Below are 14537 nucleotides of genomic sequence, written 5' to 3' on the forward strand. Positions count from 1 at the left end.
TGTCCGGATATTGAGATGCTGCAAAAAGATTCTTTATTTTTATCCGCCCAAGCGCAATTAATCCCAAAAAAATAATTAAGGTTGCTTAAAAGAATAGTCCCCATAGTCATCCTCATTTGTGGCATCCTCCAGGCACAGGACCTGCCCCCCATTTTAAAGTATGCCCCGTCACTGTATGAGGCCGGCAACCAGAATTGGATGATGGGACAGGATAAAAACAACTACATCTACGCGGCGAATAACGAAGGCTTACTCGAATTTAATGGTACGGACTGGAAACTGTATCCGACGCCAAACGAAACCATCATACGGTCGGTAAAGGTCATTGGTGACCGGATTTACACGGGCTGCTATATGGAATTCGGTTTCTGGAAACGCCAGCAGGACGGCAGGTTAATTTATGTATCACTCAGCGAAAAGATCAGAAACAGGATTTTGCCCGACGAGCAGATCTGGAATATCCTGCAATACGATCAGTGGATCATCTTCCAGTCGCTCAACCGGATTTATATTTACGATTCCAAAGGTGGCCAATTCAATATCATACAGCCCAAAAGTCTTATAAACAAGGCGTTTAAGACGGGTAATGCAGTGTACTACCAGACCGTCGGAGAGGGGCTCTTCGAGATTGAGAATGGCAAAAGCATCCTTGTGTCAGGCAACCCGCAGCTGGTTTCAAACAAGATTGTCGGCCTGATCGCTGACAATGACGGACTGATCATACAGACGCAGTACAACGGATTCTACCGGTACAACAATGGGGCGCTTACCAAATGGGCCACGGAAGCCGACGAAGCCCTTGCGCAAAGCAGCGTCTATTCTACCCAGCTGCTTTCCGATGGTGGGTTTGCACTCGGCTGCGTGTCCAATGGCGTCTTTATCCTGTCCAAAGAGGGAAAAATCCGCTACCACCTTACTCAAAGCAAAGGCCTGAGCAACAATACGGCGTTGTCGCTGTTTGAGGATCGGGATAAAAACCTTTGGATCGGACTTGACAATGGCATCAACTGCGTCAACCTTCAATCGCCGGTGAAAAGCTTCACCGATGATTCCGGAATCCTGGGTACGGTGTATGCCTCGGTGTTGCATAACAATATGCTGTATGTAGGCACCAATCAGGGATTGTTCTGCAGGAATTACTATGGAACAGAGCCATTCCGTTTTGTTTCGGGAACCAAAGGCCAGGTCTGGTCGTTGTTTGCGTATGATGGAACGCTGTTTTGCGGGCACGATACGGGGACATTTGTGGTAACTGGAAGTGCGGCCCAGCAGATTTTCAGCGCCTCGGGAACATGGAAATTCAGGACCGTACCAAACACGCCCGATTTGCTGTTACAGGGGAATTATTACGGGATCTCAGTATTGAAGCGCAGCAACGGACTGTGGTCGTTCCGGAACCGCATCTCGGGTTTCGACTATTCGACGAAGTATTTTGAACTGGGCAACAAGCACGATATTTACATCAGCCACGAATACAAGGGCGTTTTTCGGATTTCGGTCGATGCGGATTTCACGAAAGGCTTCGGACTAAAAGCCTACGCCGCACCTTCCAAAGGAAAGAACGCCGGCCTGACGAAGTTCAATGGAACCATTTACTATGCATACAAAGGCGGTGTCTTCAGCCTGAATCCTAAAACAAAAGATTTCGAAAAAGACCGTTTCCTCAGCAGCATTTTTGCAAAAGACGATTATACTTCGGGAAACCTGATTGTCGATAATTCGAATAAACTGTGGCTTTTTACCAAAAACTATATCAATTATTTTTCACCCGGAAAGCTCAGCGCGGGATTGAAACAGAATGTCATACCCATACCCGCGTCGCTGACCAACTCGATGCTCGGGTATGAAAACATCAGCCGCATCAGCCCGTCCAATTACCTTATTGGAACCACTGACGGCTATTACACCATCAACATCAATGATTTCGGTGTAAGCAATTACAAGATCCTCATTACAGCGGTCACCGCCAATGCGATGAACGGTACGCCATTTTTCGCTCCCATTTCAGCCTCGGGTGAGTTCCCATATGCAAATAACAACATCACCTTCGCTTACACCATTCCTGAGTACAACAAGTACGTGAATGCCGAATACCAGTACCTGCTTGACGGGATGCAGGATAACTGGAGTACCTTGTCTTCAAAATCAGTTGTCAATTTTAAAAACCTGTCTGCGGGAAGCTACACCTTCAAAGTGCGTGCGAAAATCGGTAACCTGTATTCCGAAAATGTTGCCGAATACCGGTTCACCATACTAAAACCATGGTACGCGACGAACCTGGCAATATTGATCTACGTAATCCTGTTGATGGTGCTCGCCCACTTCGTCAACAAGTCGTATAAAAATTACTACCAGAAACAAAAAGAAAAACTCATTGAGGAAAACAACCTGTTGCTTGAGATCAAGGAATTGGAAAATGAACAGCAACTAATGAAGATGCGCAATGAGCAGCTGACGATGGACGTAGACAGCAAAAACCGCGAACTTGCCGCATCCACCATGAGCCTGATACAGAAAAATGAGCTGCTGACACTGATTAAGGACGATCTCAGGAAAACCACAGAAGACCCGAACAATAAGAACATCAAATCAGTCATCTCAACGATTAATAAGAATATCAATGAGGAGGACACCTGGAACGCATTCAAGGAAGCATTCAATAATGCCGATAAGGATTTCCTGAAGAAGATCAAGGCCGCACATCCGTCCCTAACACCGAATGACCTCAGGCTGTGCGCGTACCTCAGGCTGAACCTCTCTTCCAAGGAAATTGCGCCGCTACTTAACATTTCGGTGCGCAGTGTGGAGATCAAGCGGTACCGATTGCGGAAAAAGATGGACTTATCACATGAGCAGGGTCTGGTCGAATACATCCTGGCCGTCTGATGTTAATCCGGGTTTCCGCTCAATGGCTGGCATAGACACTACTCAACATCTTTCGGAAGATTGTTAAAATATCCTATACATCACCACAACAACAACGGTGTAGTAGCAACAACCATGGCGGTTTGGACCCGCCGACCACTTTCTTAAAATCCTGTTAACATTGGCAATTTTAGCAAGTCGGCAGAAATATCCACCGATTTTTCGTTTGTATGTTTTTTGTTGTGGCTTCTTTTGTCGGATTATCAATATACACGCCTAATTTTAACCAAAACAAAAAAATAACAACATGAAGTCAACTTATGCATTAATGTATTTGCTGTTGTTCTCGGTCTTCGGCTTTTCACAGAGCGTCGATATCGGGGGAACGGTAAAAGATGAAAAATCCGGCCTGCCCATGCCTGGAGTCACCGTGGGGATTAAAAACGCGTCACAATCTGTACAAACCGATTTTGACGGTAATTTCAAGCTGTCCGGAGTTCCATCCGGAAGCGTAGTGGTATTTACGTATATCGGATATACCAACTATGAAATGAAAATCAACGAAACCAATAACAGTATTTCAATCACCCTCAAAGAAGACAATAAATTACTTGATGAGGTGGTTGTGATTGGCTACGGTACGCAGCGTAAACGGGAGGTTACCGGCGCGGTAGCAGTGGTGAAGAAAGATATAATCGAAAAGATAAAGCCTATAAAAGTCGACCAGGCGCTACAGGGTACCGTGGCGGGCGTCATTGTATCGGGCAATACGGGTGCGCCAAATTCCGGATTCGACATTAAAATCCGCGGTGTCGGATCAAACGGGGACAACGGCCCATTAGTCGTCATAGACGGTTATGTAGGCTCAATGAGCGACCTGAACCCTGGCGACGTGGAATCGCTGACCATTCTTAAGGATTCACAGGCGGCCATCTACGGTGTGGGCGGCGCCAACGGGGTTATCCTGATTACCACAAAAAAAGGTATAAAGAACAGCAAGCCGAAAATCAGCTATTCCGGATACACCGGATTTCAGGAAACCACGCGCAAACTGCCGCTTCTTAATGCCACTGAATACGCTTTACTGCTCAACGAAAGTTATGCCAATGGAGGACAGCCACTTCCTTATCCAAACGTTTCAGGCCTGGGCAAAGGGACAGACTGGCAGGAAGAGATGTTTCGTAAAGGCGCACCAATTATAAGCCATGAATTCAACTTAAGCGGCGGATCGGAAAAGGTCGCTTACAGCGTCAGCGCATCCGATCTGACACAGGAAGGCATCATCGGGCAATGGGACAAGTCAAGGTTTAAAAGGAACTCGGCCAGGATGACCCTGGGTTTTGACGTTTCCGACAAATTTAAGATCAACACAAACATCACCTATACTTACTTCAACTCAAGGGGTTTCAATGACAACGGATTAGGGTCAGTACTGTTCAACGCCGTAAGCGTTCCGGCCACGCTGGCGCCATACGACGCGAACGGGGAATATACCCTGGTGCCAAATACACCGGGGCTCGGAATCGAAATCATCAATCCTTTGGCACAATTGGCAAATACCTACAACGATGGGGCCTACAAAAAGATAAATGGTACCTTCGGATTTGACTACGAGGCTTTCACCGGATTCACCCTCACAGGCCGTATCGGTTTTAATACGGGTCATGGGAGTTCAAGGAGCTTCGCAAAAATGCTGAATTACGGCGGCAAAGTGTTTGACGTCAACCGAAGCCGTGTCGATCAAAGTACCACTACAGATGACAGTTATACATTTGACCTCTTTGGAACCTACAAACGTACGTTTGCAGATGCCCACAATTTCACACTGACTGCGGGAACGACCATCAACAAGTCCTGGGGCACCGGACTCTTCGCTTCTGCTTACGATGTGCCTAACAATGATTGGGATTTCGCTGACATTTTACTTGCGACAGGCTTCAATGGACGCGATGTAGGATCTTATAATTACGATGAAAGACAGTTGTCTTATTTCGGAAGACTTCAATATGACTACAAGGGAACATACCTGGTTTCGTTTATGGGACGGCGCGACGCCTCTACCAAATTTGGTCCCGCCAATACGGTAGCCTATTTTCCTTCGATGACGGCCGGATGGGTAGTTTCAAATGAGCAATTTTACGGGGATGATCGTTTTGTGAGTTTTATGAAACTCCGCGGGAGCTATGGCAGCCTTGGTAATGATAAAATCGGAAACAACCGCTATGCCTCACTTTTGACGGGTGAAGCTACTTATGTATTTGACGGCACGCTGGTTAACGGAACGGCCATTGGCACACTGGCAAATCCTAATGTCCTTTGGGAAAAGGCCAAAAAAATGGACATCGGGCTTGACCTGAATTTCTGGAAAAACCGTTTCAACATCGTTACCGATTATTATAACGAAACCCGTAAAGATCTTTTGATTGACGGGCTGCCGGTATCCGGTACAGTAGGAACAGGCGCACCGGGTAGCGGCTCGCCAACTGTTAACGCGGGAACGACAAGAAATACGGGGTTTGAATTCGCTATAGGATATCAGGAAAAGATTTCGGACAACTTTAAAATCGAGGCGAATTACAACTTTACAACCATAAACAACAATGTAACCGATGTAAAGGGCGAAAACAACTTCCTTCAGGCGGGTAATTTCGGTGTAGGTCAACCGCCGATTTCAAGAATGGAAGAAGGCCATTCAATTGGTTATTTTTATGGATACCAAACAGACGGCATTTTCCAAAATGTAGATGAGGTAAACGCACACCCTTCTCAGGCCGCCTTAGGCGCGGAAGCGCAACCCGGAGATATCAGGTTTAAGGATCTTAACGGCGATGGGGTCATTACTGCGTTGGACAAGACCGATCTGGGAAGCCCGATCCCTGACCTGATCATGGGCTTTAATCTCAGTATGGCGTACAAAGGTTTCGATTTCTCGGTGTTTACCTATGCGTCTATCGGAAATGACATCGTAAGAAACTACGAGCGTACGCTGAGCGATGTAAACAGGCTTGACTACGTGCTCAATCGCTGGACCGGGAAGGGCACCAGCAACACTGTGCCACGTGTAACCACAGCAGCAACAAGCAACAATGTATTTTCTGATTATTTTATAGAAGACGGCTCTTACCTTAGGATCCAGAGCATGCAGCTGGGCTACACGGTTAACCCAGATTTCACGAATAAGGCCGGGATCAGCAAGCTGAAATTGTATGTTGCAGCCAACAATCTTTATACTTTTACCAAATATAAAGGCTACGATCCGGGTGCCGTTGGCGCACAGCCAATAGGAGGCGGAATCGATAACGGGACATACCCATCAGTGAGGACCTACATGCTAGGCGTAAACATCAACTTTTAATATTACCGACAATGAAAAAATATAGTATAACCATGGCACTGGTGTTGTTCACGCTCTTATCGTGCAGCGACGACTTCACAAAGCGGACCCAACCCTACTCCATCGACTCTGAGAACTACTTCAACTCTGAAGACGACTACAATAAAGCGCTTATCGCTGCTTATGACTTGCTACAATCCACATACCTCAATGCCATGCTTGGCGAAATCGCCTCTGACAATACAGCCTCTGGCGGTGAAAGCGCTACCGATGTGATCGGTTTCCAGCAGATTGATGACATGACGCATACACCCGTAAACGCGAACCTCAAAAACCTCTGGGATTGGATGTTTGCCGGCGTCAACCGTTGCAATTACATCATCGAATTTAAGGATAAGACAGATTTCCCAAATAAAAATCAGGTGTTGGGAGAAACCTATTTCCTGCGCGCTTATTACAATTTCGAACTGGTAAAATGGTTCGGGCCGATTCCGTTGAAAGATGCCAGGTTTACCACTACCGACATCAATTCAATAAAAAGGTCTGAAGTAAAGGATGTTTACGCTTCGATAGAATCGGACCTATTGTTTGCGATTGACAACCTGAATCCTGTACCCGCGCAGCAAGGGAGGGCTACGAAAGGTGCTGCACAGGCGCTTTTAGGGAAGGCTTACCTGTACCAGGATAAATTCGCCGACGCGGCCAATGTACTTGAGGCTTTAATCGGCACGGGTACGTACTCTTTGGTATCAGATTACGCTTCGATTTTCGAAAATTCCGGTGAAAACGGTCCTGAATCTGTTTTCGAAGTCCAATACACCGACCTCGAAGGCGCTGGTTTTGGCTGCCTTCAATGCAGCGAGGGTAACGTCGCCGTCGGATTCAGCGGCATACGCAATTACACCGGCCCCGTATTTGATTCAGGATTTAGCTTCAACGTGCCGAGGCAGGAAGCGGTAAATGCTTTCGAAATTGGCGACAACCGCAAAGACGTAGCCATCCTTGATATCGTAGCATGGGCTGCAGCCAATAACGCGACGTATGGGACGGGCTACAAGCACACCGGGTTTTTCAATCGTAAATATTTACCAAGAAAAGGCGATGCCAATATCGGGGACCAGAACCTGACCAATCCAAACAATTATCGCGCCATCCGTTATGCCGATGTGTTGCTGATGGCTGCTGAGGCGTTCAACCGCAGCGGACTCGACGATGCCAAGGCACAGGAATACCTGAACAGGGTAAGAAGGCGTGCTTTTGGGGATACGGACCACGACATTACCGCCGTAGGGCCGGCGCTCACTGACCTGATCTGGGCTGAAAGAAGGACCGAACTGATGGGTGAAGGACATCGTTTCTTTGACCTGGTGAGGACCAAAAGGGCAGCCTCGGAAATCGAAGGTTTTACAACGGATAAAAATGAAATATTCCCAATCCCGATTGAGGAAATCCAGTTCTCAAACGGAAACTGGCAACAAAACCCGGGTTACAATTAATACCTTAAGACTATGAAAAATTTTAAATACCTTATCGGCTTATTCCTATCGGCGATAACCTTAAGCTGCTCAGGCGACAATGATTCGGGGACGCAATTCCTCGACGACGTGGCCGCACCAACCAATATTTCCGCACTGTTTACCATTTCGCATGACAATAGCGGAAAAGTGAGGATCCGCCCCAATGGTGAAGGGGTTTCTGCTTACGAGATTTATTTCGGCGATGACACCGCTGAACCGGCAACCGTGGCCCCAGGTCAGGATTTCGAACACATTTATGCAGAAGGGAATTATACGGTAAAAATCGTCGCAATGACCGTGAATGGAAAAACGACGGAATACACCCAGGATCTTGACGTCACATTCGTCGCCCCTGAAAATCTTCAAATGAGCGCCGTTGCGACCGTGGGCAATGCCTACGAACTGAATGTAACCGCTTCCGCAAATTTCGAGACGTACTTCGAGGCCACATTCGGTGAAAGCCCGGACGAAGAGCCGGTGCAGTTCAACGAAGGCCAGACCGTGTCGCACACCTACGCGGCAGTAGGCATATACACCATTACCGTTACTGCCTTCAGTGGTGGCGCTGCGACAACGCAGACTACGCAACAGGTCACGGTGTACGATCCATTGCTGCTGCCGGTGAATTTCGAGTCGCCGACGCTCAACTACGCTTTCGGGGATTTCGGCGGTGCAGTGTCGGCTGTGGCCGATAACCCGTCGATTTCAGGAATCAACACCAGCGCCCGCGTGGGAAGGCTTACCAAAAATCCCGGTGCCGAAGTTTGGGCCGGCGTGACACTACCGCTGGACCTCCCGATCGATTTTTCTTCGATGACCAAAATCTCGATCAAGACCTACTCCCCTGCTCCGGGCAAAATCGTAAAGCTGAAGCTGGAAAACCTGAACAACGCGAACATCAATATCGAGAAAGATATGACGACAACGGTGGCCAACGGCTGGGAAACGCTTACCTATGATTTTGCCGGGATCAACAATGCAAACAATTACCAGAGGCTAGTGATTTTCTATGATTTCGGGAACGCCGGAACGGGAAGCACATTCTACTTTGACGACATCATGCAGACCACAGGCGCAGCACAGGTTGTACTGCCGCTGACATTCCAGAACCTCGCACTGACTTACACGTTTACCGGTTTCGGAGGCGCCAACACTACAGTAGAGAACAACCCGAGCCCTGCCGGAATCAACACCAGCACGCGCGTGGCCAAACTCGTGAAAAACAGCGGCTCTGAAGTCTGGGCGGGTTCATTTATCAACCTGCAGCAGCCCATCGACTTTTCGAGCCTGCACAAGATCAAGATGAAAGTCTGGTCGCCGCAGTCAGGGATTGTCGTCAAACTCAAATTGGAAAATTTTGCCAATCCAAACATCAACACGGAACTGGACGCCACCACCACAACTTCAAATGGCTGGGAAGAACTCACCTATGATTTCGCCGGAATCAACAACGCCAACGCATATCAAAGGGTCGTCGTGTTCTTCGCCTTCGGGACCGCAGGAACAGGCGCAAGCTATTATTTTGACGACATCCAACTTTCAAATTAACTATGAAAATGAAAAATCTATTCAGAAAAACAGCGGTCATCCTCGCGGCAATCTGCGCCTTTACGGCCTGTGAGCAGGACGACCATTCATTTGGCGACATCAGCACGCCTTCGAACCTGCAGGTCAATGCAGCCATCGTGGGCCAAACGGCGGAGATGCCTAACGGAGACGGCAGCGGCTTCGTCGATTTTACTGCAACGGCCGACAACGCCATCAGCTATAAGTACATCTTCAGCGACGGCACCACAGAAAATTCACCAAGCGGGATTTTCCGGAAACGCTTTACCCAGAACGGCTTAAACACGTATTCGGTAACGGTACTGGCCAGCGGAAAAGGCGGTGTCACCACAAGCACCACATTAGAGGTTACGGTAAAGAGTGATTTTAAAGACGAGGAAGCCGTACAATTCCTTACCGGCGGCAGTTCAAAAAAATGGTACTGGGCGGCCTCAGAGGTGGGTCACCTGGGCGTGGGTCCGAATAACGGCGACCTGACCAAAAATTACTATGGCGATTACTACCAGGCACAGCCGTTTGAAAAGGCAGGTTCCCCTGACAGTTCCTGCCTGTATGACAACGAACTGACGTTCTCGCTGGACAATGGCATCCTGAAATACCAGCTGGATAATGGTGGCAGGACATTCTTCAACGCCGCGTTCCTTGGCGTCGCCGGTGGGGCGGGCAGTTCTGACCAGTGTCTTGATTTTGATGTGAGCGGCGTAAAAACGGTAAGCTTGTCCCCATCGAATTCTCTGGTAGCGGCCAACCTGAAACGAGGTACGCAAATGACATTCTCTGACGGTGGTTTTATGGGTTATTACATCCAGCAAAGTACTTATGAGATCATGTCTATAACTGAAAATCGTATGGTAGTACGCGCCGTCATGGGTGGTAATGAAGCGCTGGCTTGGTACCACACCTTCTCGTCCCAACCTCCGACACAGCCTGGTGACGACAATTTTGACAATCTTGTATTTGAAGATAACTTTGACGTAAATGGTGCTCCCGACACTGCAAAATGGTCGTATGACCTGGGTGCAGGCGGATGGGGCAACAACGAGGTCCAATCTTACACCAATACCGCGGACAACGTCATCGTGGCAGACGGGAACCTCAAAATAACTGCAAAGAAAGTGGGCTCAGGCTACACGTCCGCAAGACTGAAATCGGAAAACAAATTTGAATTCAAATACGGCAAGATTGAATTCCGCGCCAAATTGCCAACCGGCGGCGGAACATGGCCGGCACTCTGGGCACTGGGCGAAAATTATGCGACCAATTCCTGGCCTGCCTGCGGTGAAATCGATGTGATGGAACATGTCGGCAACAATCCTAACGTGATTCACGGTACCTTGCATTATCCCGGAGCTTCGGGCGGCAATGCCAATACCAACAGCACGACAATTTCGAATGTTTCTTCAGAGTTCCACGTGTATTCGGTCACCTGGAGTGCTTCGTCCATCAAGTTTTATGTTGACGGCAACCTCTACCACTCCTACGCCAACGTCGCCAGTTCGCCGTTCAACCTGGATTTCTTCCTGATCATGAATGTGGCCATGGGCGGAAATTTCGGTGGCGCCATCGATCCGGCATTTACACAATCGACCATGGAAGTGGACTACGTCAGGGTGTACCAATAAGAATTGAATAAAAATTGATAAAAGGTCGGTTCACACCGACCTTTATTTTGCCAACAATACCTAAACAAATGAAACGAAGGATTTTAATGCTGCCGCAAGCAATCGCTATCGCAGTACTATGGAGTTGCAGTACCCAGAAAACTGCGATAAGCCAACCCATTTCGGCCAGCACCGAGGTTGACCGCAAAGCGGATTCCTTACTGAGGCTCATGACTTTGGAAGAAAAGATCGGGCAGATGAACCAATATAATGGCTTTTGGGAAGTTACCGGTCCCGCCCCGAAAGACGGCGCTGCAGCCATCAAATACGAACACCTGAAAAAGGGTTGGGTAGGCTCAATGCTGAATGTTTTGGGCACCAAAGACGTGCGCGCGCTGCAAAAAATCGCCGTTGAGGAAAGCCGATTACACATTCCCGTGATTTTTGGCTATGACGTCATTCATGGGTACCAGACGCTGAGCCCGATCCCGTTGGCGGAATCGGCAAGCTGGGATCTTGATGCCATACAAAAATCTGCGTCCATCGCCGCTGAAGAGGCTGCCGCAGTTGGCATCAACTGGACGTTCGCACCGATGGTCGATATCACGCGAGACGCACGCTGGGGCCGTGTGATGGAAGGTGCGGGCGAAGATCCGTATCTCGGAAGTAAAATTGCTTACGCCCGTGTGAAAGGGTTTCAGGGCGACAATTTTAAGAACGCGAAGACGATAGTGGCCTGTACAAAACACTTTGCAGCCTACGGTTTCGCCGAAGCGGGCCGTGATTACAATACGGTTGACATCGGAACCGAAACGCTTTACAATGTCGTTTTTCCACCGTTTAAAGCTACGGTAGATGCGGGCGTGTACACGTTTATGAATTCATTTAACGAAATCAACGGGATCCCATCCACCGGAAGCGCGTTTTTACAGCGTGATGTGCTTAAGGGCGATTGGGGGTTTGGCGGATTTGTCGTATCCGACTGGGGCTCGATGGGTGAAATGATTGCACACGGCCAGGCGAGAGACGGCAAAGAGGCTGCTGAAATCGCCGCCAACGGCGGGTCTGACATGGACATGGAATCATCAGTTTACGTGGAACACCTTGCCGCGCTGGTGCGAGAAGGGAAAGTCAGGGAAAGTTACATCGACGATGCGGCACGAAGAATCCTAAAAGTGAAATTTGCGTTGGGATTGTTTGACGACCCTTATAAATACTGCAATGAAGCCAATGAAAAGGCGACCGTCGGTAAAAAAGAATTTCATGACGGCGTCCTGGATATGGCCAAAAAGTCGATTGTGCTGCTCAAGAACCAAAACGACCTGCTACCGTTGAAGAAGTCGGGGCAGAAGATTGCGCTTATTGGTGCTCTGGCCAATGATAAAAGCAGTCCGCTCGGAAGCTGGCGCGGTGCCGCAAAAGACGGGTCGGCGGTATCGGTGCTTGAAGGCATGCAAAAATATACGGGCAACCGGTTGGTTTTTGAAAAAGGCGTTGATCTGGCTATGGGTACGCCGGTTTTCGGTTCTGAAACCAAAATCAATATGACCGACCGGACGGGCATCGAACAGGCGGTTTCGGCCGCGAAGGATGCCGACGTCGTCGTGATCGTACTCGGAGAAATCGGTTTCCAGACCGGAGAAGGCCGCAGCCGTGTGAACCTTGAACTTCCGGGCCTGCAACAGGAACTGCTCGAAGCGGTTTATCAGGTAAATAAAAATATAGTGCTTGTTGTAAACAACGGCCGTCCGTTGCTGTTAAATTGGGCGGATGCGCACGTGCCTGCCATTGTCGAAGCCTGGCAGCTTGGCACGCAGAGCGGCAACGCGATCGCCCAGGTGTTATACGGCGACTACAACCCCAGCGGTAAACTGCCGATGTCATTTCCGCGCAGTGTCGGGCAATTGCCGCTGTATTACAACCACAAGAATACCGGAAGGCCGGGTGGCGGCGGCGAAAGTGTTTTCTGGTCGCACTATGGGGACGAGAAAAATACGCCATTGTATCCTTTCGGGTACGGATTGGGGTATTCGAAATTTGAATATTCAAACATCAGGCTCAGCAAAAATGTATTGTCCGGAAATGATAAAATTACAGTTTCGGCGGATGTGAAAAACATCGGTAAAATGGATGGAAAAGAAGTGGTGCAAATGTACCTGCGTGATCTTTTCGGCAGTTCGACACGGCCGGTCAGGGAGCTGAAAGGTTTCGAAATGGTACCGCTGAAATCGGGTGAAATGAAAACGGTCTCTTTCGACATCGACAAAAAACAGCTCGAATATTATACGCGTAACAACCGTTGGGAAGCAGAGCCGGGTGACTTTAAGGTATTCATTGGAGGCAATTCTGACGCTACGCTCCAGGCCGACTTTAAATATGTAAATTGACAATCATGAAAAAGCTACTGATCTTTTTGTTGGCCGTGAACACCGGCTACGCCCAACAGCCTAAGCGCAAACTTGTCTGGGAAGAGCAATTCAATGGTAAGTCACTGAATGAAAAAGACTGGAATTTTGAGCTTGGCGACGGCTGCCCTAACTGTGGCTGGGGCAACAACGAACGACAATTGTACACGAAGGAAAACCATAAGCTTGTCGATGGCAAGCTGGTGATCACCGCGAAAAAAGTAGGTGACACCTACTCGTCCACGCGGATTACGACACAGGGAAAACGACAATTTCAATACGGACGCATTGAAGCGCGTGCGAAAGTTCCGGTGGGCCAGGGCATCTGGCCGGCTTTCTGGATGCTTGGCGCGAACATCGGCACCGCTGGATGGCCCAAATGCGGTGAGATTGACATCCTCGAATACATCGGACGGGAGCCTGACATGGTGTATACCACGCTGCATACCCAGGATACCCATGGCGAGCATGCCAGCTCAAAAAAGACAAAAATCGACGCGGTCGAAGATGGCTTTCACCTGTATGCGACCGAATGGGATGCGGAGAAGATCAGGTTTTATGTCGATGACCAACTGGTCTATACCTACCAGCCTGAGCCTAAAACCGAAGGGAACTGGCCATTTAACCAGCCGTTTTACATTCTTATCAATTGTGCCATCGGCGGCAATTTTGGAGGGCCGGCGGTAGACGACAGTATTTTTCCGCAGCAATACATTATTGATTATGTGAAAGTGTATCAATAAAGTTGAAGTTAGTTCAAAAGAAAAAGGCGCTGTTTTACAGCGCCTTTTTCAATTGTAACCGATTGGTTTTAGTTTTTCGTAAACACAGTCACATTCGTGAAAGACTGTCCGTCGATACTTTCAGTATCGTACACTTTCAAAGTTGAACCTGACAATTGCTTCACTTCATAAGTTGTAGCTACACCGTCCATAGTCACCACAACAGTGTTACCGCTTTTAGTGTAAGTACCGTTTGAAGTCGATGCAGCACAGGCGTCATCATAATACGTTTCTGAAATGGTACCGTCAGCCTTAAACTCCACATTGTCTTTGGTACAACCAGTAGCGTGTGTGTAATCAGTTAAAACTTCCTGACCTTGTGCAGCCAGACCTTCTTTAGAAAAATTCCACTTTCCTACGATTGAAGCCTCGTCATCGTCGCTGCTGCAACCTACGAATGACATACTCAATACCAACACGGCAACCTTTAAAATGTTTTTCATTTTTTAAAATTTTGTTAATTTGTT

General features: G+C 48.4%; 8 protein-coding genes. 7 read left to right on the forward strand and 1 reads right to left on the reverse strand.

From position 1 onward, the window contains the following. The first annotated feature begins 81 nt into the window (after window positions 1-81). The 7 genes from HYN48_RS12375 to HYN48_RS12405 all read left to right on the forward strand — a co-directional run bounded on the left by HYN48_RS12375 (window position 82) and on the right by HYN48_RS12405 (window position 14031). Window positions 82-2886, forward strand: coding sequence for a helix-turn-helix and ligand-binding sensor domain-containing protein (locus HYN48_RS12375; protein WP_281261093.1), 2805 nt, complete (start codon window positions 82-84; stop codon window positions 2884-2886). 286 nt (window positions 2887-3172) lie between these two features. Then, window positions 3173-6220: a SusC/RagA family TonB-linked outer membrane protein gene (locus tag HYN48_RS12380; RefSeq protein WP_108372162.1), complete on the forward strand. Its 3048-nt coding sequence runs from the start codon at window positions 3173-3175 to the stop codon at window positions 6218-6220. Between the two features lie 11 nt (window positions 6221-6231). Then, a complete protein-coding gene (locus tag HYN48_RS12385; protein WP_108372165.1) occupies window positions 6232-7695 on the forward strand; it encodes a RagB/SusD family nutrient uptake outer membrane protein in 1464 nt (487 codons plus the stop codon). 12 nt (window positions 7696-7707) lie between these two features. Further along, on the forward strand, window positions 7708-9264 hold the full coding sequence (locus HYN48_RS12390) for a PKD domain-containing protein (protein WP_108372167.1): 1557 nt from the start codon (window positions 7708-7710) through the stop codon (window positions 9262-9264). Between the two features lie 8 nt (window positions 9265-9272). Then, window positions 9273-10904: a family 16 glycosylhydrolase gene (locus tag HYN48_RS12395; protein WP_108373633.1), complete on the forward strand. Its 1632-nt coding sequence runs from the start codon at window positions 9273-9275 to the stop codon at window positions 10902-10904. A 68-nt stretch (window positions 10905-10972) separates the two neighbouring features. Then, window positions 10973-13270: a beta-glucosidase BglX gene (gene bglX, locus HYN48_RS12400; protein ID WP_108372169.1), complete on the forward strand. Its 2298-nt coding sequence runs from the start codon at window positions 10973-10975 to the stop codon at window positions 13268-13270. A gap of 5 nt (window positions 13271-13275) precedes the next feature. Continuing rightward, window positions 13276-14031 carry a glycoside hydrolase family 16 protein gene (locus HYN48_RS12405; protein ID WP_108372171.1) on the forward strand — a complete coding sequence of 252 codons (756 nt, stop codon included), beginning with the start codon at window positions 13276-13278 and terminating at the stop codon, window positions 14029-14031. A gap of 68 nt (window positions 14032-14099) precedes the next feature. On the opposite strand, the gene HYN48_RS12410 is transcribed toward HYN48_RS12405, so the two are convergent. Beyond that, window positions 14100-14513, reverse strand: a complete 414-nt coding sequence (locus tag HYN48_RS12410; protein ID WP_108372174.1) for a lipocalin-like domain-containing protein — start codon at window positions 14511-14513, stop codon at window positions 14100-14102. Window positions 14514-14537 lie beyond the last annotated feature (24 nt).

The sequence above is a fragment of the Flavobacterium magnum genome (assembly GCF_003055625.1).
In the GTDB taxonomy this organism is placed as follows: Bacteria; Bacteroidota; Bacteroidia; order Flavobacteriales; family Flavobacteriaceae; genus Flavobacterium; species Flavobacterium magnum.